The organism is Halomonas sp. B23F22_20, from assembly GCF_043496985.1.
Classification (GTDB): domain Bacteria; phylum Pseudomonadota; class Gammaproteobacteria; order Pseudomonadales; family Halomonadaceae; genus Halomonas.
Window position 1 is genome coordinate 1 of record NZ_JBIEKH010000037.1, and the last position, 26,216, is coordinate 26,216.

General features: G+C 65.2%; 19 protein-coding genes. 17 read left to right on the forward strand and 2 right to left on the reverse strand.

Translation table 11 applies throughout. From position 1 onward, the window contains the following. The first annotated feature begins 35 nt into the window (after positions 1–35). The 12 genes from ACGTN6_RS19675 (at position 36) to ACGTN6_RS19730 (ending at position 20,291) form a co-directional block, all read left to right on the forward strand. Positions 36–8,921 (forward strand): DUF5801 repeats-in-toxin domain-containing protein, encoded by an 8,886-nt coding sequence (locus ACGTN6_RS19675; protein WP_394594641.1) that lies wholly within the window; start codon positions 36–38, stop codon positions 8,919–8,921. 580 nt (positions 8,922–9,501) lie between these two features. Continuing rightward, positions 9,502–10,506 (forward strand): TRAP transporter substrate-binding protein, encoded by a 1,005-nt coding sequence (locus ACGTN6_RS19680; protein WP_394594643.1) that lies wholly within the window; start codon positions 9,502–9,504, stop codon positions 10,504–10,506. Between the two features lie 61 nt (positions 10,507–10,567). Continuing rightward, on the forward strand, positions 10,568–11,104 hold the full coding sequence (locus tag ACGTN6_RS19685) for a TRAP transporter small permease (protein ID WP_394594644.1): 537 nt from the start codon (positions 10,568–10,570) through the stop codon (positions 11,102–11,104). A 3-nt stretch (positions 11,105–11,107) separates the two neighbouring features. Then, the gene (locus tag ACGTN6_RS19690) at positions 11,108–12,388 is read left to right on the forward strand and encodes a TRAP transporter large permease (RefSeq protein WP_394594646.1); all 1,281 of its coding nucleotides are present in this window, start codon (positions 11,108–11,110) and stop codon (positions 12,386–12,388) included. Between the two features lie 33 nt (positions 12,389–12,421). After that, the gene (locus ACGTN6_RS19695) at positions 12,422–13,561 is read left to right on the forward strand and encodes a mandelate racemase/muconate lactonizing enzyme family protein (protein ID WP_394594648.1); all 1,140 of its coding nucleotides are present in this window, start codon (positions 12,422–12,424) and stop codon (positions 13,559–13,561) included. After that, positions 13,558–14,433, forward strand: coding sequence for an amidohydrolase family protein (locus ACGTN6_RS19700; RefSeq protein ID WP_394594650.1), 876 nt, complete (start codon positions 13,558–13,560; stop codon positions 14,431–14,433). The genes ACGTN6_RS19695 and ACGTN6_RS19700 overlap by 4 nt, the downstream gene beginning before the upstream one ends. A 76-nt stretch (positions 14,434–14,509) precedes the next feature. Next, complete coding sequence (locus tag ACGTN6_RS19705; protein WP_394594652.1) at positions 14,510–15,307, forward strand: NAD-dependent epimerase/dehydratase family protein; 798 nt, start codon at positions 14,510–14,512, stop codon at positions 15,305–15,307. A gap of 71 nt (positions 15,308–15,378) precedes the next feature. After that, on the forward strand, positions 15,379–16,395 hold the full coding sequence (locus ACGTN6_RS19710; RefSeq protein ID WP_394594654.1) for an Ldh family oxidoreductase: 1,017 nt from the start codon (positions 15,379–15,381) through the stop codon (positions 16,393–16,395). Between the two features lie 172 nt (positions 16,396–16,567). Then, positions 16,568–17,320, forward strand: coding sequence for a FadR/GntR family transcriptional regulator (locus ACGTN6_RS19715; protein WP_394594656.1), 753 nt, complete (start codon positions 16,568–16,570; stop codon positions 17,318–17,320). 217 nt (positions 17,321–17,537) lie between these two features. Further along, the gene (locus tag ACGTN6_RS19720) at positions 17,538–18,353 is read left to right on the forward strand and encodes an alpha/beta fold hydrolase (protein ID WP_394594657.1); all 816 of its coding nucleotides are present in this window, start codon (positions 17,538–17,540) and stop codon (positions 18,351–18,353) included. Further along, the gene (locus ACGTN6_RS19725) at positions 18,350–19,210 is read left to right on the forward strand and encodes an alpha/beta fold hydrolase (RefSeq protein WP_394594659.1); all 861 of its coding nucleotides are present in this window, start codon (positions 18,350–18,352) and stop codon (positions 19,208–19,210) included. The genes ACGTN6_RS19720 and ACGTN6_RS19725 overlap by 4 nt, the downstream gene beginning before the upstream one ends. Positions 19,211–19,223: 13 nt before the next feature. Then, positions 19,224–20,291 (forward strand): patatin-like phospholipase family protein, encoded by a 1,068-nt coding sequence (locus ACGTN6_RS19730; protein ID WP_394594661.1) that lies wholly within the window; start codon positions 19,224–19,226, stop codon positions 20,289–20,291. A 6-nt stretch (positions 20,292–20,297) separates the two neighbouring features. On the opposite strand, the gene ACGTN6_RS19735 is transcribed toward ACGTN6_RS19730, so the two are convergent. Then, the gene (locus ACGTN6_RS19735) at positions 20,298–20,873 is read right to left on the reverse strand and encodes a Smr/MutS family protein (protein WP_394594662.1); all 576 of its coding nucleotides are present in this window, start codon (positions 20,871–20,873) and stop codon (positions 20,298–20,300) included. Positions 20,874–20,992: 119 nt separating this feature from the next. On the opposite strand from ACGTN6_RS19735, the gene prmB reads away from it, so the two are divergent. The 5 genes from prmB (at position 20,993) to phaC (ending at position 26,012) form a co-directional block, all read left to right on the forward strand. Beyond that, positions 20,993–21,949, forward strand: coding sequence for a 50S ribosomal protein L3 N(5)-glutamine methyltransferase (gene prmB / locus ACGTN6_RS19740; protein ID WP_394594664.1), 957 nt, complete (start codon positions 20,993–20,995; stop codon positions 21,947–21,949). 19 nt (positions 21,950–21,968) lie between these two features. Continuing rightward, positions 21,969–23,054: a chorismate synthase gene (aroC, locus tag ACGTN6_RS19745; protein ID WP_394594665.1), complete on the forward strand. Its 1,086-nt coding sequence runs from the start codon at positions 21,969–21,971 to the stop codon at positions 23,052–23,054. A gap of 59 nt (positions 23,055–23,113) precedes the next feature. Then, entirely contained in the window at positions 23,114–23,485 is a 372-nt protein-coding gene (locus ACGTN6_RS19750; RefSeq protein ID WP_394594667.1) for a DUF6489 family protein, read from the forward strand. A gap of 119 nt (positions 23,486–23,604) precedes the next feature. Then, positions 23,605–24,096 carry a phasin family protein gene (locus tag ACGTN6_RS19755; protein WP_394594669.1) on the forward strand — a complete coding sequence of 164 codons (492 nt, stop codon included), beginning with the start codon at positions 23,605–23,607 and terminating at the stop codon, positions 24,094–24,096. 86 nt (positions 24,097–24,182) lie between these two features. Next, the gene (gene phaC / locus ACGTN6_RS19760) at positions 24,183–26,012 is read left to right on the forward strand and encodes a class I poly(R)-hydroxyalkanoic acid synthase (RefSeq protein WP_394594671.1); all 1,830 of its coding nucleotides are present in this window, start codon (positions 24,183–24,185) and stop codon (positions 26,010–26,012) included. Here phaC and ACGTN6_RS19765 read toward each other — a convergent pair. Next, positions 25,969–26,216 (reverse strand): hypothetical protein (locus tag ACGTN6_RS19765; RefSeq protein WP_394594673.1); only part of this gene is annotated, 248 nt, incomplete at its 5' end. The two genes, phaC and ACGTN6_RS19765, sit on opposite strands and share 44 nt — an antisense overlap.

The window sequence follows — 26,216 nt, forward strand, 5'->3', positions numbered from 1 at the left end:
CCGGCAATACCAGCAGCGACGACGATCAGAAGCCGGTGGACAACGTGCCGCCCGCGGTCTCGGTCGAGCTGACCGGCAGCGGCGACGACGGTACCTACAGCCAGGACGAGATCGGCGACGACGGCACCGTCACCGCTGACGTCACCCTGGAAGAGGGTACCGAGGTAGGCGACACCCTGACGGTCACCGACAAGGACGGCAACGTCCTCGACGAGCGCGAGGTCACCCAGGACGATCTGGACAACGGCGTCAGCGTCGAGGTCCCGGTTGCCGAAGGCGACACCGACGTCAGCGTCACCGCCACGGTCACCGACCCGGCCGGCAACACTGCCAGCGACGACGATCAGAAGCCGGTGGATTGGGATGTCTCCGTCGACGTGCCGATCGATCACGACGCCACCATGCCGGACGGCAACATCGCCGACCAGGTGGTGTTCGAAAGCGGCCTGGCGGACGGCTCCGCGCCGAACGCCGATGACATCCGCGTCGAATCCAGCCTGACGCTGACCGCCCCGGACGGCCTGCAGGACACGGGCGCGGTGACGCTGGCGTACACCGACGAGAACGGGGAACCGGCGACTCTCGAACTGAGCAAGGCGCAGGTGGAAGCGCTGGGCAGCGATCCCCAGACACTGACCACTCAGTACGGCGAGCTGACCCTTAACGGCTATAGCCAGGCTGCCGACGGTACCATTACCCTCGATTACGCCTATGAGCTGACCACGGCCCCGGATGCGAACGTCGATCAGCTGATGGACAGCGTCACCGTGACCGCCACCGACCGTGATGGTCAGACCGACAGCGGCGATCTCAACATCAAGATCGTCGACGACGCGCCAGTGGCCGAAGACGACACCAACGCAGTGACGGAAGACACCGTTCTCACCACGACCGGCAATGTGCTGGGCGATAGCGGTGCCTCCGCCGGCGATGTCGCCGATACCGAGGGCGCCGACGGCGCCACGGTGACGGCGGTGGAAAGCACCAATGTGCCCACCAATGATGCCGATGAGACCGGTGGCACCCTGGTGATCGACGGCGAATACGGCACCCTGACGCTCAATGCCGATGGCAGCTACACCTATCAGTTGGATAATAGCAACCTCGACGTTCAGGGTCTGAGCGACGGCGAGCAACTCGAGGAGAATTTCACCTATACGCTGACCGACGGCGATAGCGATGCCGACGACGCCACGCTGACGATCACCATCGACGGCAGCGATGACGGTGTGACCGTCAATGTGCCCAACGACCATGACGCCACCACGCCAGATGGCAACATCGCCGACCAGGTGGTGTTCGAAAGTGGCCTGGCGGACGGCTCCAGCCCGAACGCCGCCGACATCCGCGTCGAATCCAGCCTGACACTGACCGCCCTGGACGGCCTGCGGGACGATGGCGCTGTCAGCTTGACCTACACCAATGAGAATGGGGACGAGACCACCCTGGAACTTAGCCGGGATGAGGTGGAAGCGCTGGGCGATACGCCGCAAAGCCTGACCACCCAGTACGGCGAGCTGACCCTCAACGGCTACAACCAGGCCGCTGACGGTACCATCACCCTTGACTATGACTACGTCCTGACCAATGCGCCGGATACTGACGCAGTGGATGTGACCGATAGCGTCACCGTCACCGCCATCGACCGCGATGGCCAGAACGATAGCGGCGAGCTGAATATCCAGATCGTCGATGACGCGCCGACCGCCGAAAACGATACCAACGCCGTGACCGAAGGTGCCGATACGAGTGGCAACGTGATCGGCGGCGATGGTGTCTCGCCGGGGGATGTCGCCGACACCGAAGGCGCTGACGGTGCCACGGTGACCGGCGTGGCTAGCGACAACGTCCCCGCCAACGATGCCACCGAGACCGACAGCACGCTGGTAATCGAGGGTGAATACGGCACGCTGACGCTCAACGCCGACGGCAGTTACACCTACGTAGCCGATCCGAACAGTACGAATGCCGATGTCGAGGACGTCTTCACCTACACCGTGCGTGACGGCGACGGAGACGAAAGCACCGCGACCCTGACCATTGACGTTGCCGATGTCACCGGTAGCCCGACCGACACCACGGGCAGCGTGGATGAGGCAGGTTTGGTGGATGGTACCGATGCGTCCGCCGACAGCGAGATCATCAGCGGTGCCGACCTCAATCTTCAGGATGGCTGGACGGTGGAGTCAGCGCAGAGCGGCTCGACGCCGTGGGGTAGCTGGACGGTCAATACCGACGGTACTTTCGATTACATCCTGAACAATGACGCAGATCACTCCGGCACGCCGCCGACCGATAGCTTCGCGTACACCGCGGTCGATCAGTACGGCAATACAGTGACTAATACCGTGACCATCGATATCGTCGATGACCAGCCGGTGATCAGCGTCGACAGTGGCCAGTTGGGCAGTGTTGAAGTCGATGAGAGCGACTTCTCCGCTGGGGAAGTCAGCGCCACCGATGCCGACTTTATCGACGGCGTATTCGCGATCGATCATGGTGCCGATGGCGAAGACAGCACCACCTATCGCCTGCAGGTCACCGATGGCGTGGCATCCGGCGTGACGGATACCGCCACGGGTGAAGCCGTTCACCTCTTCATGGACGGTGACGATGTGGTCGGTCGTGTGGGCAATGATCCCACTGGCGATATCGCCTTCCGCATTACCCTCGACGGTGATAGCGGTGCCGTGACATTGACGCAGACTCGTCCGTTGGAGCACCCGGATAGTAGTGACCATGATGATGCCATCACCCTGAACGACGGTGCCCTCCAACTGGTGGCAACCGCCGTCGATGGTGATAACGACAGCGTCGACAGCGATGCCGTCGATGTCGGCGGTCAGTTCACCTTCCGGGACGATGGTCCTTCCATCACAACGCCGCCTTCTGGCGACTCGGTAGATGAAGCCAACCTGGCCTTGGGCAGCGATCCAGATGTGCCAGCGACTAGCGTATCCGATACCTTTGCAGTGGATTTTGGTACCGATGGTGCAGGGGATGTCCAGTTCAGTGAAGGGGGTGTCGATTCGACAGTATCGGCTCTTGAAGCTGCCGAGCTGACGTCGGATGGACAAGATCTAGAATATGTCGTTAGTAACGATGGCCACACCCTGACGGGCTATCGCGGTGCTGATCGTAGTGATAGTGGCAAGGTCTTTACGGTCGATATAACCAACCCGACCACGACGACACCTGGCTATGAGTTTACGTTGCATCGGCCGCTGGATCATGATGGCGGGGCCGAGAGCCTCGACATCAACTTGGAGCACCTGACAGTCACCGATGGTGACAATGATACGGTTGAAACCGACTTCACCATCACCGTTGTCGATGATGATCCCAGCGTGGAGCCTAAAGCCATCACGGTGGAGGAGGATTCAGATGTCGGGTCGACCGAGAATACCTTCAATACCAATGCCGATGCGACGGGCACTAATACCGGCATTGATGGTGGAACACCGGACGCGGAAGGTTGGGTGGAAACGACATACGGTAAGGCCAAGGTAAACGACGACGGCACTATTACCTACGAGCCAAACGAACACTACAGCGGTGAGGATTCCTTTACCTACACCACCACGACCGATAATGAAACCAAGACCTTTACGGTCAATGTGACGGTTAATCCGGTCGCCGATGCGCCGGACCTTGCTGGCGGCTCGGTCGAAACGCCCGAGGATACCCCGGTAGACCTGGACCTGACGGCGCCGAGCCTCGTGGATACCACGGACCAGAACGGTGCCGGCACCGCCGGTGATAACCCCGAACTGCTGGGTGAGATTACCCTGAGTGGTATTCCGAGTGGCACCGAACTGCTGGATGGCAGCGGTAACGTGCTGTGGACGAGCGATAGCAGCAATGGCGGATCGCTGACCATCGTGCTCTCCGATGGCGATCATACCGCCACGGCCGCTGGTGACCTGACCATGACCACGGCGGAGTACGAAGCGCTGCAGGTCAATCCGATCGCCCAGAGCCACGAGAACTTCACCATCGATGTCAGCGTGACCAGCTATGAGGTCGACGACAGCGGTAACCCGCTGAGTGGTGTGCCCGGGGCGGAAAGTACCGCCCAGGTGGATGTCGGCGTTCAGGCGGTGACCGATGATGTCGATCTGACCATCGACGGCTCCGATGCTCCCTATACGGCCACCGTCGACGAGGATAGCTCGCTTGACCTTGGCAACCTGCTCGGCGCTGGCTTCGAGGATCTCGACGGCAGCGAGGAGCGCTGGCTTGAAATCAGCGATGTTCCCGAGGGAACGTCGGTGACGGTGAATGGCAGCACCATCACGGCGGGAAGTGATGGCATCATCGTCATTCCGTCGTCCGATCTCGGCGGCTTCGGCGCCGGCACATCGACGGAGATTCCATCATCCCTGACACTGACACCGCCGGCCGATTTCAGTGGCGATCTCGACGGCATCACCGTCACCCTCAAGGCTCAGGACCACGATGATGATGCCGGCGATGCCGAGGGTGGCGTGAAGGAAGACTCGGTCACGCTGAATATCGACACCCTGCCGGTTGCCGATAAGCCGGCCGATATCAGCGCCGAGGGGCCGGAAGATAGCGAGATAGCTTTCCTGGCGGATCTCGATGTCAGTGATACCGATGGCAGCGAGACGATCACGGCCATCGGCATCGACAGCGTACCGGATGGCTGGGTGATCAAGGATGGCGACGGCACTGTCTTGCATACCGGTAACGGCAGCGGTGGCTTCACGATCGATCCAAACGATGTGGCCGACGGCAGCTATACCGGCTACACCATCACGCCACCAGCCCATAGCAGCGAGGATGCAAGCCTGTCATTGCAGGTCACCGTGGAAGACACCGCCTCGACCGGTTCGGATACCCAGACCCACAACGTCACGGCGGATATCGCGGTGACACCGGTCGCCGAAGAGGTCGGCGGCGACAGCGATGGCGATAGCACCGATGACCTGACCATGAATCCCGACCATACCTATGGCACGAGCGTGGATGGCATCGAGGACGAGTGGTTTGCGCTCAACGCCGATGGTTTCAATCCGGCGAGCGGCTGGGCCAACCAGGACGCCGATGGCTCGGAGCAGACCTTCGCGCTGCTGACGCCAGAACTGGTCTCAGGCCTGGGTGGTAGCGCCGACGGCTCCAGCTTCCGCTATTCCACGGATGGTGGCACCACCTGGGTCGAGCAGACCTATACCGGCTCGCCCATCGAGGTGCCGGTGGAATACCTGGACACCCTGGAGTTCCGTGCGGCGCCGAACCAGAAGGGCGAGTTCCAGATTCGCGTCGAGGCCAAAACGGTGGATACCGATGCCGAGGGTAATACGGATACCGCCATCTCCGGCGAGGCCATTCTCGACGGTATCTTGATCGACACACCGGTGGCCGATCTCGCCTCGCTCAACGTCGCCTCGCCGGCCGAGGGCAACGAGGATGAGGCGATTGCGCTGGATATTCGACCACAAAGTTCAGATCCCAATGAGAGCTTCACGGTCACGCTTTCCGGAGCGCCAGCCGGTGCCGTGATCACCTATGGGCCAGAAGGTAGTGAACAAACCTGGACCTCTACGGGCGAGAATGACACCTTCGAGATCGAGGACTTCGACCGCAATGCGCCTTTGACTGTTACGCCGCCCCAGGACAGCAACGAGGACTTTACGCTTACCGCAAGTGTGGTCACCGTCGATGAGTATGGTGGTGTGACTGACACCCTGGCGACGCCGGTCGAGAAGTCGATCAACGTCCATGTGGATGGGGTCGCCGATGCGCCGGATGTCACTATTGAGACGCCGGTCTACGCCGAAGAGGATCTGGATGATGGTAGTGCCAGCGTCACGCTGAGCGATATCATCACCGCTAATTCGGGCGAACAAACCGGCGATGGCTCCGAGATGCTGACCTATCGCATCACCGGCCTCGACGAACAGTTCGATGTCGAAGGCGCGACGTTGATTCGCGGCGAGGGCGCCGAGCGTGTTTGGGTAGCCACCGACCCGAATGCCGTCACCATCACCACGCCGGAGAACTTCAGCGGCCAGGTGGACTTCTCGGTCACGCCCATCGTCACCGAAGATGACGGCGATACCCTGGAGAGCGCCGAGCAGCCGGTGTCCTTCCAGGTCACGCCGTCGCCGGAGGCAGGGTTCAGCATCCAGTCCAGTCTGGCCGAGGATCAACTGGGGCAGCTCAACCTGAGCCTCGAGCCGCAGAATGGCGATACCAACGAGTCGCTGAGTTCGGTGTGGATCGATGTTGCCAGCGTCACGGGCAATCAGTTCGAGCTCTACTACGGCAGCGATGGCAGCACGACGCTGGCCGAAGCCGCGGCGAACGGTGAGCCGGGCGTGGTCGAGGAGGGCGGCTACTACAAGCTGACCGATGGTGCGTGGAACAACATCTACGCCCAGGGCGACGAGCACTTCTCCGGTAGTGCCGGCACCCTCGAGGTGCAGTACGAGATCACCGATACCCCCAATGCTGGCTATGTGGGCACTGTTGACGACACCACGGTGGTCAAGAACGAAACCCATGAGGTCGTCATCGAGGCGGTGACCGATGTGCCCACGGTGACCATCACCGGGATCGAAAATGTTGATGGTAGTGACGCCGTCATAGACGAGCCCGCGAAGGACGTCACCGCCGACGGTAATGATCGTGTCGAGGTGACCGTCGATATCACCCAGCCGGATACCGACGGCAGTGAGTCCCTCAAGTATCTGCTGATCGACAATGTCCCCGCCGGAGTCAGCGTTGTGGGCGGTGAATTCGTCGGCCAGGTCGCCGGCGGCACGGGCAGCCAGTGGCGCATCGATATCGATCCCGATGTTGTCTTCAATGGCGGCGATACCCTGACACAGACCGTCGAATTCACCATGGGTGATGGCACTCAGGTGGATGCCATCGAGGACCATGAGATCGCCATCACTGCAGTGACTCAGGACAATGGCGCGACTAGCCAGGAGGAGAGCGGCAGCGATAGCTGGACGCTGACCGGCGAGGGCGACTTTGGCGACGGCGAGGATCCCAACGAGATCATCAACTGGGAAGATGCCGGTGCCACCATGACCGAGGATGCCCCCTGGTCGCTGTCCGATCTGGTCAATGCCCAGATCGGGGATACGTCGGATGGTCGCAGCGCGGTGACCATCTCCGATTTGCCGCCAGGCGCCGTGGTCGACGGCATGCAGCAGACCACCATCGACGGCGAGTTGGTGTGGTACGCCAGCACGGATGACGGCAGCAATGCTGGCCTGCAGGCGCTGCTGGACGGTATCACCGTGACGCCGCCGGCCAACTGGAACGATACCGACGGAGAATTCTCCTTCGATACCACCCTGACCACCCAGGCGCCGAGCGGCGAGGAGAACTCGGAGACGATCAGTGTGACGCCGCCGGTGACACCGGTGACCGACGAACCAACTGTCAACGTCTCCGCAGGCGATGCTGTTAGCGGCGAGGATATCGATTTCACCATCGACGTTTCCAGCCCGGCGGACAATCCCGACGTCAGCCTGGTGGACGGGCAGCTGGTGATCTCGCTCGATGAGACCGGTATGACCAGCGGTGACGGTGCCCCAGGCACCCTGTGGTACAACGGCGAAGAGATCACACCGGATGGCGACGGCAACTACGTGATCGATGGCGTCGCCGTGGGCGATTCGGTCAACGTGACCTACCGCCCGGGAACCAACACCTGGGGCAGCGTGTCGCTCACCGCCGAGGCGGTGACGCAGGAGACTGGTGCGAGCAATGTCGAGACATCGACCGGGTCGAGCTCCTCCGAGGTCGCGCCGCCGATTCCGGAAGTCACGGCCAGTGACGTCGCCGGTACCGAGGACGAGACGGTCGAACTGCAGGATCTGGGCGTCACCCTGCCGGATGACTCTCAGCAGAGCCTCGACGCCCTGCTGCTCGAGAGCGTGCCGGAGGGCTGGCTGGTCAAGACCGGCAGCGATGCCGATTCGGCGACGCTGGCCGACAACGTCGGTGGAGGAAGCTGGTCGATCCTCAACGACGACGGCAGCATGCCGGCTTACGTGGGCCTGGTGCCGCCGCGCAACTGGAGCGGCACCCTCGATGGCGAGGATGCCCTGACCCTGACGGCCAGGACTACCCAGGGCGGCGAGAGCGAGGCGATCTCTACCGACTTCGAGGTCGACGTTCAGGCCGTGGCCGATGGCATCACGCTATCGCCTGAGCTGAGCTTCGGCGAGGAAGGCGACAAGATCCCGCTCAACCTCAGCGCGGCCATGCCCGACATGGACGGCTCGGAAACCGCTACGATCGAGCTGACGGGGCTTGGCGAACATGCCAGCTTCTTCACCGGCGGCGGCGCTACGCTGCTGGATAGCCTGCCGGATGCCAGCGTCAGTTATGACAGCGGCAGCGATACCTACACCCTGAGCGGCATCGCGCCGGATCAGATCAACGACCTGTATCTGGTGCAGGAGGCGATGCAAGGCTCCGTGGCTATCGAGGCCTGGACCACCGACGGCAGCGATGAGTCGGCGCATGTCTCGGATAGCTTCGAGGTCAATATCGAGGCCGTGGAGCCGACGTCCGGCGACGATACTCTGCTGTATACCGGAGAGGCGCTGGACGGACTCGGCGGCGCCGATGTGGTGGAAATGCGCTTCGGTGAAGATCCGACTCCCGAGGATCTCAGCAACGTCGAGACGCTCGACTTCATGGGCGAGGATCAGGACCACTCGGTGGCCCTGACCGCCCAGGACGTGCTGGACATGACCGATGAAGGCAATGAGCTGAGTATCCTCGGCGATTCTGGGGACAGCGTCAGCCTGGCATCGAGCGAGTGGAGCGCTCCGACGACACAGAGCGATGGTGGAGTGGACTATCTGGTCTACCAAGCCCAGGACAGCGACGCCACCCTCAAGGTGGAGGCAGGGGTGCAGGTGGATATCTAGTCCCCAAGAGGGCCCCTGCCGCCTTCTGTATGGTTGGTCGGTGGGGCGCCCTCACTGAAAAACGTTCGATAGCGTTGTGAGGGCTCGTTGCCTCCGCCGCCATCGAGCCTTCCTGATATTGCCCCCTGGCCTTGGGCTACGCCCACGGCCAGGGGGCTTTTTGTTGGGCTTCGCTGGGGATGATTCGGCAGTCTCGTGTCAGTCGCAGCGGGACCGGATCAAGACCCAAAGGCGCAGGTGACCGATGGCGACCGGTCGCCATCCCTATCGGCAGAACCCGCTTAATTCTCCCTCCGCTCGGGAGCGGTCCGACGCGTTCACACTTTGGTCTAAATCTGCCGACGTGCCCTTGTCAGCCCACCGCTGGCTGACTAATTTGTCATTCATATTATGTATGATATTAAGGCCTTCCAACGCTGCGTCACAGCGGGTAGGGCGGTGGTCATCCATGCCGTTCAGCGGCCCCGTTCGATAGGCCTGACGCCGAAGCAACGTGCCGGTTGGAAAGGACAGTCCTGGCCGCCAGCCGACCCTTGTAAGCATAAAAACTCATAGGAATCCGCAAGGAAGGAGTATTGCCATGCTGACCAACAAGATCTCCAAACCCAGCAGCCTCCTGACAGTGACCGCCTTGGCCGGCGTCGTATCGGCCATCGCGATCCCGGCTCAGGCCGACCAGTGGCGGGGCTGGAACATTCACCCGCCGTCCTATCCGAACAGCGTGGCCCTGGAGAGCTTTGCCGACGAGGTGGCCGAGAAGACCGAGGGCAGGATCGAGCCCAAGGTCTATCACAATGCCGTGCTGGGCGATCAGCCGGATGCCATCGAGCAGACCCGCAACGGTGCCCTGGACTTCGCCAACTTCAACATGGGACCGATGGGGCCGATCGTGCCGGCCACCAACATCCTGTCGCTGCCATTCATCTTCAAGAGCCCCGATGACATGTATCGCGTCATGGACGGCGAGATCGGCGATCGCTTCGCCGATGCGCTGGAAGAGAAGAACCTGGTGGCGCTGTCATGGTTCGGCTCGGGTGCCCGCAGTCTCTACAACACCGATCATCCGGTCCAGACGCCGGCGGACGTGGAGGGGCTAAAGGTCCGCGTCATGAACAATGATCTCTACGTGCAGATGATCGACGAACTGGGCGGCAATGCGACGCCGATGGCCTACAGCGAGGTCTATCAGTCGCTCAAGACCGGCGTCATCGACGGGGCCGAGAACAACTACCCCTCCTTCGAGTCCAGCGGTCACTACGAAGTGGCGACCTACTATTCCCTCACCGAGCACCTGATCCTGCCGGAATGCCTGTGCGTGGCGAAGTCGACCTGGGAAGCGCTGTCCGACGAGGATCGGGGCATCGTGCGCGAGGCGGCGGAGAATGCCGCTGAGGAACAGCGCCGGCTCTGGGAAGAACAGGCCCAGCACAGCCGTCAGCTGGTGGTCGATGCCGGGGTGGAGATCAACGAGGTGGACGATAAGGCCGCCTTCCAGGCCAGGATGCAGCCGATCTACGCGGATTTTGTCGAGCAGCACCCGGATCTCGAGACACTGGTCGAGGATATCCAGGCCGCCCAGGAGTGATCCTGTCATCCCCGCTCGGGCCCCGGCATCGGACCGGGGCCCCTCGAAAGGACCGCCTATCGTGAGTGCCTACTCTGATCACGCACATGATGATGCGAACGGGGAGGGGGCGGCGCCATCCGCCCTCGATCATGCGCTGGACGGCATCGCCCAGGCGTGCATCGTCGTGTCGGGCGTACTGCTCGTGTTCCTGATCGCCTCGTTCGGCTGGCTGGTCTTCGGCCGCTACGTGCTCAACGACACCCCGACCTGGGTCGAGCAGTCATCGCTGCTGATCGTGGTGTACGTGACCTGCCTGGGGGCGGCCGCCGGCGTGCGTCACCGCACTCACCTGAGTATCGACTTCATCCGCGAGGGCCTGCCGGCGGTGCCGCGAGAGGCGATGCGCCATGTCGCCGATGTCTTCGTGATTCTGTTCGGCGCCTTCATGGCCTGGCAGGGCGGCATCATGGTGCTGGACAACCTCGGGCGCCCGATTCCCATGATCGGGCTGTCCGAGAGCTGGCGCGCGCTGCCGCTGGTCATCAGCGGCGCGCTGATGGCGCTGTTCTCCTTCGTCAATATCGTCCAGCGTCTGGTGACGCGTCCCGGGAGTTAACTCATGGGCCTGCTGATTCTTTTCGGTGTCTTCTTTCTCGGCCTGATCGTCGGCGCGCCGGTGGCCTTCGCCGTAGGCCTGGCCTCGGTGGTCACCTTCCTCTACGAGGGGCTGCCGCTGTTCGTCGGCTTCCAGCGCATCCTGTCCGGCATCTCGGTGTTCTCGCTGCTGGCGATTCCCTTCTTCATCTTCGCCGGCGAGCTGATGCTCCACGGCGGCATCTCCCATCGCCTGGTGCGCCTGGCCTCGGCGGCCGTGGGGCGGGTACGCGGCGGGCTCGGGCTGGTCAATGTCTCCTCCTCGATGCTGTTCGGCGGCATCTCCGGCTCGGCGGTCGCGGATACCTCGGCGCTGGGCTCGATCCTGATGCCGGTGATGAAGGAGAAGGGCTACGACGCCGACTACGCGGTCAACGTGACCGTGACCTCGTCGGTAGCCGGGGTGGTGATTCCCCCCAGCCACAACATGATCCTCTACGCCGTGGCCGCCGGTGGTGGCATCTCGGTGACCCAGCTGTTCATCGCGGGCATCGTGCCCGGCATCCTGATGTGCCTGGCCCTGGCCGTCGCGGCCTATGTGGTAGCCGTCAAGCGGGGCTACGCTGGCGAGGCCTTCCCGGGCTGGCAGGCGCTGGCCGTGAGCTTCGCCGCGGCGATGCCCGGCCTGCTGACGGCGGTGATCATCGTCGGCGGCGTGCTGTCGGGCATCCTCACGGTGACCGAGTCCGGCGCCTTCGGGGCCATCTACGCCATCGTGGTCACCGGCCTGGTGTATCGCGAGCTGCGCTGGGAGTCGTTCAAGCAGGCCGTCTACCAGTCGGTGCGCACCACCTCGCTGGTGATGATCCTGGTGGGCTGCGCCTCGGCGTTTTCCTACCTGCTGGCGCTGTACAGCGTGCCGGAGCTGCTGAGCGATGCCCTGCTGGCGATCTCCGACAATCCCTACGTGATCCTGCTGATGCTCAACCTGCTGCTGCTCGGGCTCGGCATGATCATGGACATGGCGGCGCTGATCCTGATCTGCACGCCGATCTTCCTGCCGGTCGCCGCCCAGTTCGGCATGAGTCCCATCCAGTTCGGCATCATGATGATGATGAACCTGGGGCTCGGGCTGTGCACGCCGCCGGTCGGCGCCTGCCTGTTCGTTGGCAGCGTCATCGGCAAGATCAAGATCGAGCAGGCGGTGCGCACCATCTGGCCCTTCTACCTGGCACTGTTCGCCGTGCTGATGCTGGTGACCTATGTGCCCGCGGTCTCGCTGACGCTGCCGTCACTCTTCCAGTAACGCTTCTCGCACCCGTTGGGACAGGAAACCACGATGAAGATCGAACGCGTGCACACGCACATTCTGGACTACAAGCTCGACCAGGCCTTCGAGAGCGCCTCGATGCGCTTCGAACGGCGCCAGCACTGTCTGGTCGAGATCGTCTGCGACGACGGCACCGTGGGCTGGGGCGAGTGCCTGGGCCCGGCCAAGGCCAACGCCACCATCGTCGGGCTCTATGCCGGCTCCCTGGTCGGCGCCGATCCGCTGGAGACCGAGAAGCTGTGGCTCGAACTCTATAACCGACTGCGCGACCAGGGCCAGCGGGGCCTGACCATGACCGCCCTGAGCGGCATCGACATCGCGCTGTGGGACATCAAGGGCAAGCGCTACGGCGCGCCGGTCAGCGAGCTGCTCGGCGGACGCTTCCGGGAGGAAGTGCGTGCCTACGCCACCGGCTCGTTCCGCCGCGACGGGGTGGACCGGGTCCAGGACGTCGCCGAGGAGGTGGCCGGCTACGCTCGGGAGGGCTTCCACGGCGTCAAGATCAAGATCGGCTTCGACGTCGAGGAGGACCTGCGCGCCATCGCCGCCGTGCGCGAGGCCATCGGCCCCGAGCGGCGGTTGATGATCGACGCCAACCACGGCTACGACGTGCTCGAGGCGATCGAGGTCGGCAGGCGCGCCGAGCGCTTCGGCATCGACTGGTTCGAGGAACCGGTGCTGCCCGAGCAGCTCGATGCCTACCGCGCCGTGCGCCGGGGGCAGCCGATTCCCGTGGCCAGCGGCGAGAACTGGCACGGCCGTTACGCCATGCTCGAGCCACTGTCGACCCGGGCGGTGGACATCGCCCAGCCCGACGTCTGCGGCGTCGGCGGATTCAGCGAGATGCGCCGGGTCGTCGACATGGCGGCGATGTTCGGCGTGCGCCTGGTGCCGCACGTCTGGGGCACGGCGGTGTGCATCGCCGCCAGCCTGCAGTGCATGGCGGCGCTGCCGCCCAACCCTCCGCGGCGCCGGCCCCTGGAGCCGATCATGGAGTTCGACCGCACCACCAACCCCTTCCGCCAGGCGGTGGTCGAGACGCCTCTCGAGCATCGGGACGGCGTGATGCACGTTCCCGACGGCCCGGGGCTGGGAATCGTCATCGATCGCGACGCTCTACAACAGTACGCCCTCAAGGAGGAGGCATGACCGTAACCGAGGTTCCCGCCAATACCCGGCCCCTCGACGGCTCGGCGCCCCGGCTCGAGGCGCCGCCGGGGGCGACCGACTGCCATATCCATCTCTACCTGCCGGGGCATCGGGCCCAGCCCGGCGGGCCGGCGATCCCTGAGCTAGCCACGGTCGAGGACTACCGACGCGTGCAGCGTCGCCTGGGGCTCGAACGAGTGGTGGTCACTCAGTCCAACGCCTACCAGCACGACAACGCCGCGCTGCTCGAGGCCCTCGACGCGCTCGGCACCGAGAGCGCCCGCGGCGTGGCCGCGGTGACGCCGGACACCTCGCCCCGCGACCTCGAGACCTGGCACGCGCGGGGCGTGCGCGGCGCGCGCATCATGCAGCTGCCGGGCGGCGCGGTGACGATCGAGCAAATGCCCGAGGTCGAACGGCTCATCCGGCCGCTGGGCTGGCACCTGATGGTGCAGTTCAACGGCCGTCACCTCGACCAGCATCGGGACGCGCTGCGCCGTCTCGAGGGGGACTACATCATCGACCACATCGGCAAGTTCATGGACCCGGTGGCGGCAGACGATCCGCGGGTCGACGAGATCCTGCGGCTGCTCGATCGCGGCAACGCCTGGTTCAAGATCTGCGCCGGCTACGAGGCCAGTCTGGAAGGTGGACCTAACTACGGCGATGTCGGCGCCATCGCCCGGCGCGTCATCGCCCACGCGCCGGAACGCATCCTGTGGGGCAGCAACTGGCCCCACGTCGGAGTGCCGCGCTCGCAGTATCCCGACGATGCCGAGCAGCTCGACGTGCTGCTGGAATGGGCGAGCCCCGACGCGCGACGCAAGATCCTGGTCGACAACCCGGCGGCGCTGTACGGCTTCGGCGCCTGATGTGCGGGTCCGTTAGCGGCCCATTTTTTCCCGAATGCCCCTCACGGGGCGGCTCGATATCGAAGGAGATGACCTGATGCTGAATCGGATTCTGGTGACCGGCGCCGCCGGTGGCGTGGGCAAGGCCATTCGTCCCCATCTGGCGCGACTGGCCCATCGGGTGCGGCTGTCGGACGTCGCCGACCTGGGCGAGGCGGCCGAGCACGAGGAGATCGTGACCTGCGACCTGGCCGATGCAACGGCGGTCAACACCCTGGTGGCGGACTGCGACGGCGTGATCCACCTGGGCGGCGTGTCGGTGGAGAAGCCCTGGGAGGGCATTCTTCAGTCGAACATCATCGGCGCCTACAACCTCTATGAGGCGGCACGCAATCTGGGCAAGCCGCGCATCGTGTTCGCCAGCTCCAACCACACCATCGGTTTCTACCCGCGCAGCACCCGCATCGACAGCCAGGTGCCGCACCGGCCCGACTCCCTCTACGGAGTCTCGAAGTGCTTCGGCGAGGACCTGGCCAGCCTTTACCACGACAAGTTCGGCGTCGAGACGCTGAGCGTGCGCATCGGTTCCTGTTTTCCCAAGCCGGCGGATACCCGCATGCTGGCGACCTGGTTGAGCGTCGAGGACTTCGTGGCCCTGCTCGAGCGCGCCTTCGCCGCGCCGAAGCTGGCCTACACGGTGGTCTATGGTGCCTCCGCCAATGCCGAGCGCTGGTGGGACAACCGCCAGGCGGCGTTCCTTGGCTGGGTGCCCCGCGACAGCTCCGAGCCCTGGCGCGCCGAGGTCGAGGCCGCTGCCGGCGATATCGATCCCGACGACCCGGCGGTGGTGTATCAGGGCGGCAAGTTCGTGACGCTCGGACACCCCGACGATTGAACGTCGACGCCCGCCGCTCGGGCCGGGCGGCGGAGTCTCTGGAACGGTTTCATGGCAAGGAGGAGCGCTCGATGTCCGATACGGTCACGCTGACACTGGATGAGCTGGAGACGCTGAGCCTGGAGGTGCTGTCACGCCACGGATTCGATGAGGCGCATGCCGGCGCCATCACGCGTAGCGTCGTGGCGGCGCAGCGCGACGAATGCCACTCACATGGCGTGTATCGGCTGCTCGGCTGTATCGAGACCCTGCAGAAGGGCGGCGTCAGCCCCAACGCGGTCCCCGAGATCTCCCGAGCAGCGTCTGGCATCGTGCGAGCCGATGCCCGTCGGGGATGCTCGCTGCTGGCATTCGAGAGGGCGAGGCCGGCGCTGATCGATGCCGCGAGCACCAATGGCGTGGCGCTGCTGGCGCTCAACAATGCCTTTCATTTCTCGGCGCTGTGGCCTGAGGTGGAGTCCCTGGCGGAGGCGGGGCTGGTGGCGCTGGCGATGACGCCGAGCCATGCCTTCGTGGCGCCGGCGGGGGGACATCTCCCCTTGCTGGGGACCAACCCGATCGCCTTTTCCTGGCCGCGTCCCGATGATGCGCCCTTTACCTTCGACTTCGCGACCAGCGTGGTGGCGCGCGGTGAGATCGAACTGCATCGGCGTGCCGGGAAGGCGATTCCCGAAGGCTGGGCGGTCGACTCGGACGGTCATTCCACCCGTGACCCGGAGAGGGCGCTGGAGGGTGCGATGCTGCCGTTCGGGGGCTACAAGGGCTCGGCGCTGTCGATCATGATCGAACTGCTGGCGGGGCCCTTGATCGGGGACGTGCTGGGGCATGAGACGCGACCGGCCCGCGATGACGGCGAGGGGCGTCCCTGGCACGGTGAGCTGGTCCTGGCGATCGACCCGCGGTCCTTGCTCGGTGACGCGATGGAACGGCACCTGGAACATGCAGAAGCGTTGTTCGACGGTGTGCTGGGGCAGGGGGCTCGGCTTCCCTCACAGCGGCGCCATGCGGCGCGCCGGCGCAGCATCGAGCGGGGCGTCACGATTCCCGAGACGCTGTATCATGAGCTGGACGCCCTGCGTCATGTTTAGTCGCCATGCGCTCGTAGCGACGCTATCGGGGTGCATTGACCTGAGAGGCCATGGGAGGATCAGGGCCTGTAGACGGGCCGGCTCATGTGATGATTTTTGGTATGATGTATGATTAATGAGCGGCGGTGTGGCGATCTGCCACCAGTATCATGGCAGTATCGAAGTGGAACGGATGGCAAAGGGTTCTGAGATGGCGATATCGAGTTCGTGGGAGGTTCAGCGCGTCAATCGCGGGGGGAGCCTGTCCCAGGCGGTCGTGGAGCAGCTCGAGCGCCGCATCACCTCCGGTGAGGCGCCGGTCGGCAGCAAGTTGCCCACCGAAAGCGAGCTGTGTGAGGCCTTCGGGGTCAGCCGCACGGTGGTGCGCGAGGCGATCACGCATCTCAAGTCGCTCGGGCTGGTCGAGACCCGCCGCGGCGTCGGCACCACGGTGCTGCGTAACGAGGCGGCCGAGGCGCGGCCGGCGGTGCACGTCAGTCCCCGCACCGTTGAGGACATCCTCCAGGTGCTGGAACTGCGCCTCACTCTGGAGCCCCAGGCGGCCGAGCTGGCCGCCCTGCGTCACGACGCCGAGGATCGCCGTCGCCTGGAGGCCCGGCACGCCGAGTTCGTCGCCGCTCAGGCGGCCCACTCGCAGGCGCGTCGCGAGGACTTTGCCTTCCATCATGCGATCATCAAGGCGACCCACAATGTCTGCTTCGATCGTCTCTACGAGCCCTTGAGCGACAGCATGATCCCGCGGGCCAAGCTGCTCAGCGCCGACATCGACCCGCGGGGCACGGCGCGCTATCTCGAGCGAGTGAACGACGAGCACGTGCGTATCCTGGAGGCGATCCTCGAGCGCGACGGCCCGGGGGCCCGGGCGGCGATGCAGCAGCATCTGGAGCGCTCGCGCGACATGTACGCCCGCTATCGCGATAGCTGACGCGGGGGCTCAGCGAGCCAGCCATAGCCCGACGACGATGGCGGCGATCACGGTGGCAAAGAACAGGCGGTTGCGCAGGCGGGTATCGCGGGGCGGCTTGGAAGGGGACACGCAGGACTCCGTTGAGCGGGTAGCAGAAAGACGTCTTGGCGCCGTATGGTATTCCCATTAGCCTGCTACCACCACTCGCAGGCCACCTGCCCAATCGGATGACGCCATGCCCCGACCCGCTTCCCGCGCCGCCACGCCCCTTGTTTTCGCCCATGCCAATGGCTTCCCGGGCCTCAGCTACCGTAGCCTGCTTGCCCCGCTGGCCGAGCGCTTCGATCTTCATCCTCTGGACCGGCTTGGCCACCACCCGGATTTTCCCGTGGGCCACAACTGGCTGGCGCTACGCGACGAGCTGCTGGAACGTCTGGACGGCTTCGACACCCCGGTGATCGGCGTCGGCCATTCCATGGGTGGCGTGTTGATGGCCATGGCCGCCGAGCAGTCGCCGGAGCGCTTCCGCGGCGTGGTCATGCTCGACCCGCCGCTGATGCTGGGGGTCGATGCCTTGGCCATGAAGGCGATCAAGCGCCTGGGACTGGCCGATCGTTTCACCCCGGCGGGCCGTACCCTGGGGCGTCGGGACAGCTGGCCGAGCGCCCAGTCGATGCGCGACTACCTGCGACGGCGCCGCCTTTTTCGTCGTTTTACCGAGCAGGCCCTGGACGACTATGTGGATGGCGGCACCCGAGAGCTGGATGATGGACGGGTGGTGCTGCTTTATGACCCCGATATCGAGGTGGCGATATTCCGCCATCTTCCCGATCATCTCGATCAACTGCCCGATCTGCTGCAGGTACCGGTCGGGGTGCTGGCCGGACGCGATTCCGATCTGCTGACGCCGCGACGCTGCCGGCGCCTGCGCCGCCGAGGGGTGCGCTTGGGCCAGGTACCTGGCGACCACATGTTTCCCATGGAGTACCCCGAAGCGACCCGCGAGGCCTTGACGACGATGCTTGACGAGCTGCTGGAGGTGTCGACATGAGCAGGGGGGCGCCATTGCCTCTGGCCGAGGGTCGTCTCGCGGCCCTGGCCTGGGGGGAGGCGTCGGCGCCGACCTGGCTGGCCCTGCACGGCTGGCTCGACAATGCCGCCAGCTTTGCGCGTCTGGCACCGCTGCTGGTCGAGCGCCTGGGGATTCGCCTCGTGGCGCTGGATTTTTCCGGTCACGGCCACTCCCGGCACCGGCCGGGCAACGACGACTATGCGATCTGGGACTATTGCCACGATACGCTGGATGCACTGAATGAGCTGGGGCTCGAGCGGGCACCGCTGCTCGCCCATTCGATGGGGGCCGGCGTGAGCTGCCTGCTGGCCGCCGCCATGCCGGAGCGGGTCGAGTCCCTGACGTTGATCGATGGGCTGGGCGTGCTCACCACCGAGGCCGAACATGCTCCCCAGCAGCTGCGCAAGGGGCTGAGGGCCCATCGGCGGCCGACGTCGTCGGCGCCACGCTATCCTGATAGCGAGAGTGCCGTGGCGGCCCGGGTAGCCGGTGGCGTCACGCCCATCGATGCCGACACCGCACGCCCCTTGGTGTTGCGCAATCTTATCGAGGATCGGGATGGGCACCTGGCGCTGCGTACGGATCCACGCCTGCTGCGACCCTCGCCGGTTCGCTTCACTCCCGAGCAGGCGGAAGCGATGCTGTCGGCGATTCGCTGTCCGGTGCTGTGCGTGGAGGGCGAGGAGGGCATCTTTGCCGCTCGCCCGGCCGCCCGCAAGGCACGTGCCGCGGTAGCGCAGCTGCAAAGACGAGTGCTCCCCGGGGGACACCACCTGCATCTGGAACCGGCCCGGGTGTCGGCAGTGGCCGAGGCGATCGTGGTCGGACGGGCGTGAAGGGAGGGAGACGATGAACGCGCAGCAAGACAGCAGCCGGGGCCGTCGAGTCTCTTTGACCCTAGGCAGCGGTGGAGCCCGGGGCTATGCCCACATCGGCGTGATCGAGGAGCTCGAGGCGCGTGGCTACGAGATCGTGGCGATGTCCGGCTGTTCGATGGGGGCCCTGGTGGCGGGCGTGCACGCGGCAGGCCAACTGGATCGCTACAAGGAGTGGGTGTGCAGGCTCGACTACTTCGACGTGCTGCGCCTGGTCGACGTCACCTGGAGCCCCATGGGGGCCATGCGTGCCAGCAAGGTGATGGGCAAGCTCGATGAGCTGGTGGGCGACATTCGTCTCGAGGATCTGCCGATTCCGGTCACTACCGTGGCCACCGACCTGACCCGGCAGCGCGAAGTGTGGTTCCAGCAGGGGCCGCTGCTCGAGGCGATACGTGCCTCGATTGCCGTGCCGGGGGTAATCACGCCGATCCATCGCGGCAATCAGGTGCTGGTGGATGGTGGGCTGCTCAACCCCTTGCCGATCATGCCGACGATCTCGACCCGGGCCGATTTCGTGATGGCCGTCAACGTGACCGCCCAGAGCCCCGAACCGGTGTCGCTGGAAGACCTGCTGCCGCCGGAGGAGGTGGCCGAGGAGCAGGCCCGCGAGGTCGCCCGTGACAAGGGCAGCGTGGATTTCGGGGGATGGATGGAAGGCGTGCGCGGGGCCACTAGGCGGCTGTTCGGCAACGGCGCCGAGAGCGAGGAGGACGACGGCGACAAGGCCGACCGCGGGCGTCGCGCCTGGGGGCGGCTGGACATGATCCTGGCCTCCTTCGATATCACCCAGGCGGCGCTGGCCAAGTACAAGCTGGCGGGCTATCCGCCGGACGTGCTCATCGAGGTGCCCAAGACGGTCTGCGGTGCCTACGAGTTCCATCGCGCCGAGGCGCTGATCGCCCTCGGGCGACACCTGGCGCGGGAAGCGCTGGACCGCCGTGAACAGGGGCAAAGCCGCGTGTCCGGCCCGGAAGTGGTGGGGCCGCGGCCGCTGGTGAGCCATGCCTCGGGCGCGAAAGCCGGAGAGGAAGAAGAGTAGCGGCCGTCAGCCGCCGTCGCGCCGGCGCCGCAGCATCACGTACACGGCACCGGTGCCGCCATCGGCCTCGGTGGCCGAGCAGAACGCCAGCACGCTGGGCCATTCGCGCAGCCAGGCGTTGACGTGGCTCTTGATCACCGGATAGTCGGCCTGGGCACCCCAAGCCTTGCCGTGGACCACCAGCACGCAGCGCGCTCGATTGGCGGCGGCGTCGGCCAGGAAGGCCTCCAGCTCGGTGCGGGCTTCCTCCAGGGTGTAGCCGTGCAGGTCGAGCCCCGCCTCCCAGGCGATCCGGCCACGCTTGAGCTGCTGGCGGTCGCGGTAGGGCAGGTCGGGCAGAGCGAAATCCAGGTACTCCGAGGGACGCACCGCCTCCACGCGGCCGTCGGACGTGCGACCGGTGGCGGTATCCTCGCCGGCCGCGGTGGCGGCGGCCCGCCGCGCCCTGGCCGCCTCGTCGGCGGGGCGGGGCCGTCCCGGATCGGCGCGGTTGCTGCGCAGCGGACGCACACCGGCCTCGCTCAGGGCCTGGCGGAAGGCACTGATCTCGTCGCTGTCGGGGCGGTGGCGGCGTCGGCTCATGGGTCTCTCGGCGGCTTCGCGGAGGGGCCAGTATACCGGCCCTGGCGTGGCTGTGAACCGCCGCCAAGGGTACAATCGAGGGCTTTGCCGCTTCCCAACCGTCAACCACAGGATGTCTCGTGGCCGAACCTTCCGCTTCCCCGTCCGCTTCGACCCTGACGCTCGCCGATGAGGCCCTCGTTGAGGGGCTGGTCACGCTCAGGGACTCCCTGCGCTGGACCGCCAGCGAGTTCCAGCTGGCCGGCCTTCACTATGGTCACGGCACCGCGTCCGCCTGGGACGAGGCCGTGGCGCTGACGCTCGGCGCCCTGCACCTGCCCTGGGACGTCGACCCCGGGGTGCTGGACGCCCGCCTGTTGCCGATGGAGCGCGCGCGTATCGTCGGCCTGGTTCGTGAGCGGATCACCAGCCGTCGCCCGCTGCCCTACCTGCTTGGCGAGGCCTTCTTCGCCGGCGTGCCGTTCAGCGTCGACGAGCGGGTGCTGATCCCGCGATCGCCGATCGCCGAGCTGATCGAGCACGGCTTCGGCGCCTGGTTCCCGCAAGAGCCGCCGGCGCGGGTGCTCGATCTGTGCACCGGTTCGGGCTGCATTGGCATCGCCACGGCCCTGCACCTGCCGACCTGCGAGGTCGATCTGGCCGATATCAGTCCCGAGGCGCTGGCGGTGGCGCGCCAGAACATCACCCGTCACGACGTCGGCGAGCGGGTCCGGGCCGTCGAGTCGGACGTCTTCGACGGCCTCGTCGGACATCGCTATGACCTGATCGTCGCCAATCCGCCCTACGTGGATGCCCGCGATCTGGCCACCATGCCCGCCGAGTTTCGCCACGAGCCGGGCCTGGCCCTGGGCGCAGGCGCCGATGGCCTGGACATCGTGCGGCGCATCCTGCGCGAGGCGCGCCAACACCTGACCGACCATGGCGTGTTGATCGTCGAGGTCGGCAACTCCGATCGCCACCTGGAGGCCGCCTTCCCGGAGGTGCCCTTCCTGTGGCTGGAATTCGAGCGCGGCGGCCAGGGGGTCTTCGCCCTCACCGCCGCGGAACTCGACGCCCATGCGGCGTCCTTCAGCTGAGCAGTCAAGAGGAACGCCCATGTCCGGCAACACCTTCGGCAAGTTGTTTACCGTCACTACCTTCGGCGAGAGCCACGGCCCGGCGCTTGGCGCTATCGTCGACGGCTGCCCGCCGGGGCTGGCGCTGACCGAGGAAGACCTGCAGCGCGACCTGGACCGGCGCCGTCCCGGCTCGTCGCGCCATACCACCCAGCGCCAGGAACCGGACCGGGTGCGTATCCTGTCCGGCGTCTTCGAAGGCGTGACCACTGGCACGGCCATCGGCCTTTTGATCGAGAACACCGATCAGCGCTCCAAGGACTACTCGAAGATCAAGGACCGCTTCCGGCCAGCCCATGCCGACTACACCTACCAGCACAAGTACGGCATCCGCGACTATCGCGGCGGCGGGCGTTCCAGCGCGCGCGAGACCGCCATGCGGGTGGCGGCAGGCGCCATCGCCAAGAAGTATCTGGCCAGCCGGGGGATCACCGTGCGCGGCTACATGAGCCAGCTCGGCCCCATCGCCATCGACTTCAAGCAGTGGGAGGCGGTGGACGACAATCCTTTCTTCTGCCCCGACCCTGACCGAGTGCCCGAGCTCGAGGCCTACATGGACCAGCTGCGCCGCGACCAGGACTCGGTGGGCGCCAAGGTCTCGGTGGTGGCCGAGGGCGTGCCGCCGGGCCTCGGCGAGCCGGTGTTCGACCGCCTGGACGCCGAGCTGGCGCACGGGCTGATGAGCATCAATGCGGTCAAGGGCGTGGAGATCGGCGACGGCTTTGCCTCGGTAGCCCAGCGTGGCAGCGAGCACCGCGATGAGATGACCCCGGAGGGCTTTCTCTCCAACCACGCCGGCGGCGTGCTGGGCGGCATCTCCAGCGGTCAGGCGATCGTCGCCCACCTGGCGCTCAAGCCGACCTCCAGCATCACCACGCCCGGGCGGTCCATCGACCTGGAGGGCAATCCGGTGGAGGTGGTGACCAAGGGGCGCCACGATCCCTGCGTGGGCATCCGCGCCACGCCCATCGCCGAGGCGATGATGGCGCTGACCCTGATGGATCACCTGCTGCGCCATCGCGGCCAGAACGCCGACGTCAGCGTGAGCACGCCGCGGCTGTCCTGAGGGCCGAGACTGCTACACTGAGCGGCACCAGCTCATTCATCTTCGACAAGGCGGTCATCATGAAGATCAACGTCGAGTTCGACCTGACCCCGGACGAATTCCGTCGCGCGCTGGGGCTGCCCGATGTAGAAGCCTTCCAGCAGGAGCTGCTGGGACGCATTCAGAAGCAGATGGAATCCGGCGTCGAAGGCTACGACCCCATGAGCCTGATGCAGCCCTTCCTTCAGCAGCCCATGCTCCAGCAGGGCTTATCCCAGGGGCTGGCCAGCTTCGGCAATTATCAGCAGATGATGCTCGACATGCTGAGCCGGGCCGCCTCCGGGGCTCGTGGCGGGGAGGGCGGTGCGTCCGGTGCCGCGAACGGTGACGAGGCGTCGAGTGCCAAGGCTTCCTCGGCCAGCGCTCGCTCGCGCGGCAAGCGGGAGTCCTGAGCTGCGGGCCATTTTCGTTGACTTGACGCCTGTCATGCTCTTGCAACCCCCGACGTGCGAGACTAGTCTTTGTGCAGTGCAGCACGGCTTTCGTCAGCGTTCCTACGGGAGGAATCACCATGCAGGACAAGACGTTCGACGCCTTCAACGAGCAGACCCGCCAGCTTTTCGAGCCCATGCGCCGTCTCAACTCACTGATGCTCCAGAACATGGAGCGCGTCAGCGAGTACCAGATGGAATCCCTCAAGCGCTATAGCCAGATGGGCACGGAACGCCTGCGCGATGCCACCGAGATCTCCGACGCCGAGAGCCTGCGTGATTTCGGTACCCGTCAGGCCGAAATGCTCAACGAACTGTCCCAGCAGATGCTGGAAGATGCCCGAACGCTCGGCGAAATGAGCCTGCAGTTCAAGAGTGAGCTGGAGAAGCTCTACGCCGAGTCCGGCCAGGCGCTAGCCGAGCAGGTCGGCCAGTCGGCGAGTGAAAGCAAGCCGGCCGCGACGGCCAAGGCAGCCGGTTCGGCCGCGGACGCATCCGCCGGGACAGCGGGCGAGAGCAAGCCGGCGCCGGCCAAGTCGACCAGCCAGGCGGCGCGCAAGCGCAGCAGCTGAGTGGCATGATGACGTGACGGCCGCCGTCGCCTCGCGGAGCGAGAGATGGTGGCCGTCCGTGTGTGGCAGCGCGACAGGAGGGGTCAATGCAGCCAGGGGTAGAAGCACCATCACAGGCCGATTTCGAGGCCTGGAACGAGCAGATCCAGGCGATCGGCGAGGAATATCGGGCTCTGATGGAGGACCTGTTGCCGCGGATGTTACCGGACGATGCCGCGGAGTCCGTCCAGGCGCACATGCGCGAGGCCTTTCAGGCCGGTGCCGAATCGCTGATGCAGGATCCGTCCCTGCTGTGGGAGACCCAGTCGCGGCTGATGCAGGATCAGTTCCAGCTGTGGCAGAACGGCATGCGAGCCATGGCCGGCGAGACCGTGGAGCCGCTGGCCAAGCCGGCCAAGGGCGATCGTCGCTTCCAGGACGACGCCTGGACCCAGGATCCCTACTACTTGGCGATCATGCAGCAGTACCTGCTGTTCTCGCGGTTGGTCGACGATCTCATCGACCGATTGCAGGGCATGTCGGACGACCAGAAGCGCAACCTGGCCTTCTATGCGCGGCAGCTGGTCAATGCCATGGCGCCGACCAATTTCATCACCACCAACCCCGAAGTCATGCGTCGTACCCTCGAGACCCGCGGCGAGAATCTGGTCGAGGGGCTGGCCCGGCTGCGCCATGACCTGGCCAATTCCGCCGAGGGGCTCAACGTCACTATGACCGACCGCAGCGCCTTCGCGGTGGGTGAGAACATCGCCGTGACGCCGGGCTCTGTGGTCTACGAGAACGAACTGATCCAGCTGATCCAGTACGCGCCGAGCACCGAGCAGGCGTTCAAGACGCCGCTGCTGATCGTGCCGCCCTGGATCAACAAGTACTACATTCTCGATCTGCGTCAGGACAACTCGCTGGTGAAGTGGCTGGTGGACCAGGGACACACCGTGTTCCTGATCTCCTGGCGCAACCCCGGCCCCGAACAGCGTGACCTGACCTGGGCCGACTACATGCAGCTTGGGCCGATCAGCGCCATGGAGGCCATCGAGCAGGCCACCGGCGAGAAGTCGGTCAACCTGTTGAGCTATTGCGTCGGCGGTACCCTGGCCGGTTCCACGGTGGCCTACCTGACCAGCACCCGGCGCGGGCGCAAGGTCAAGTCGGCGACCTACATGACCAGCCTGTGGGACTTCCGCGACCCTGGCGAGATCGGTGTCTTCCTCGGTGAGCCGGTGCTCAAGGGCATCGAGGCCAAGCTCGAGCAGGACGGCTACCTGGACGGCCGGGTCATGGCCTACTCCTTCAATCTGCTGCGCGAGAACGACCTCTTCTGGTCCTTCTACATTAACAACTACCTCAAGGGCGACGTGCCCGCGCCCTTCGACCTGCTGTACTGGAACACCGACGGCACCAACCTGCCGGCGGCGACCCACGGCTGGTACCTGCGCCATCTGTATGTCGAGAACCGTCTGGTCGAGCCCGGTGGTATCGAGTTGGACGAGGTGAAGATCGACCTGCGCAAGATCTCGGTACCGAGCTATTTCATCTCCACTCGCGACGACCACATCGCCAAATGGAACAGCACCTACCACGGTGCGCTGTTGCCGAAGGGGCCGGTGCAGTTCGTGCTGGGTGGGTCCGGCCATATCGCCGGCATCGTCAACCCGCCCCACAAGAACAAGTACGGCTTCTGGACCAACGACGAGCTGCCGCCGACACCGGAGGAGTGGCTGGAGGGCGCCGAGGCCCACGAGGGTTCCTGGTGGCCCCATTGGCAGGCCTGGATGACCGACAACGGCTACGCCGATGCCGAGAAGATGGTGCCGGCGCGTCAGCCCGGCGACGGCGAGCTGGATATCCTGGAGCCGGCTCCCGGACGCTACGTCAAGATGACCATCCCGGAAGTGCTCGGAGAAAACCAAGCCTGAAGCTGGAAGAGCCGGGCTTCGCCCGGAGCTTGAAGTCATAAGCTTGAAGCTGGAAGAAAACCCCGCCGGGCTTCGCTCGGAGCTTGAAGTCATAAGCTTGAAGCTGGAAGAAAACCCTTGACCCGATGATGGCGGGGTTCATGCTGTCTTCCAGCTTCCAGCTTCCAGCTTCCAGCTTCCAGCTTCCAGCTTCCAGCTTCCAGC

Bases quoted from the DNA above. Each gene is read 5' to 3' on its own strand.
- ACGTN6_RS19680 (WP_394594643.1), top strand. From the start codon at position 9,502: ATGCTGACCAACAAGATCTCCAAACCCAGCAGCCTCCTGACAGTGACC.
- ACGTN6_RS19690 (WP_394594646.1), top strand. From the start codon at position 11,108: ATGGGCCTGCTGATTCTTTTCGGTGTCTTCTTTCTCGGCCTGATCGTC.
- ACGTN6_RS19695 (WP_394594648.1), top strand. From the start codon at position 12,422: ATGAAGATCGAACGCGTGCACACGCACATTCTGGACTACAAGCTCGAC.
- ACGTN6_RS19700 (WP_394594650.1), top strand. From the start codon at position 13,558: ATGACCGTAACCGAGGTTCCCGCCAATACCCGGCCCCTCGACGGCTCG.
- ACGTN6_RS19705 (WP_394594652.1), top strand. From the start codon at position 14,510: ATGCTGAATCGGATTCTGGTGACCGGCGCCGCCGGTGGCGTGGGCAAG.
- ACGTN6_RS19710 (WP_394594654.1), top strand. From the start codon at position 15,379: ATGTCCGATACGGTCACGCTGACACTGGATGAGCTGGAGACGCTGAGC.
- ACGTN6_RS19715 (WP_394594656.1), top strand. From the start codon at position 16,568: ATGGCAAAGGGTTCTGAGATGGCGATATCGAGTTCGTGGGAGGTTCAG.
- ACGTN6_RS19720 (WP_394594657.1), top strand. From the start codon at position 17,538: ATGCCCCGACCCGCTTCCCGCGCCGCCACGCCCCTTGTTTTCGCCCAT.
- ACGTN6_RS19725 (WP_394594659.1), top strand. From the start codon at position 18,350: ATGAGCAGGGGGGCGCCATTGCCTCTGGCCGAGGGTCGTCTCGCGGCC.
- ACGTN6_RS19730 (WP_394594661.1), top strand. From the start codon at position 19,224: ATGAACGCGCAGCAAGACAGCAGCCGGGGCCGTCGAGTCTCTTTGACC.
- ACGTN6_RS19735 (WP_394594662.1), bottom strand. From the start codon at position 20,873: ATGAGCCGACGCCGCCACCGCCCCGACAGCGACGAGATCAGTGCCTTC.
- aroC (WP_394594665.1), top strand. From the start codon at position 21,969: ATGTCCGGCAACACCTTCGGCAAGTTGTTTACCGTCACTACCTTCGGC.
- ACGTN6_RS19750 (WP_394594667.1), top strand. From the start codon at position 23,114: ATGAAGATCAACGTCGAGTTCGACCTGACCCCGGACGAATTCCGTCGC.
- ACGTN6_RS19755 (WP_394594669.1), top strand. From the start codon at position 23,605: ATGCAGGACAAGACGTTCGACGCCTTCAACGAGCAGACCCGCCAGCTT.
- phaC (WP_394594671.1), top strand. From the start codon at position 24,183: ATGCAGCCAGGGGTAGAAGCACCATCACAGGCCGATTTCGAGGCCTGG.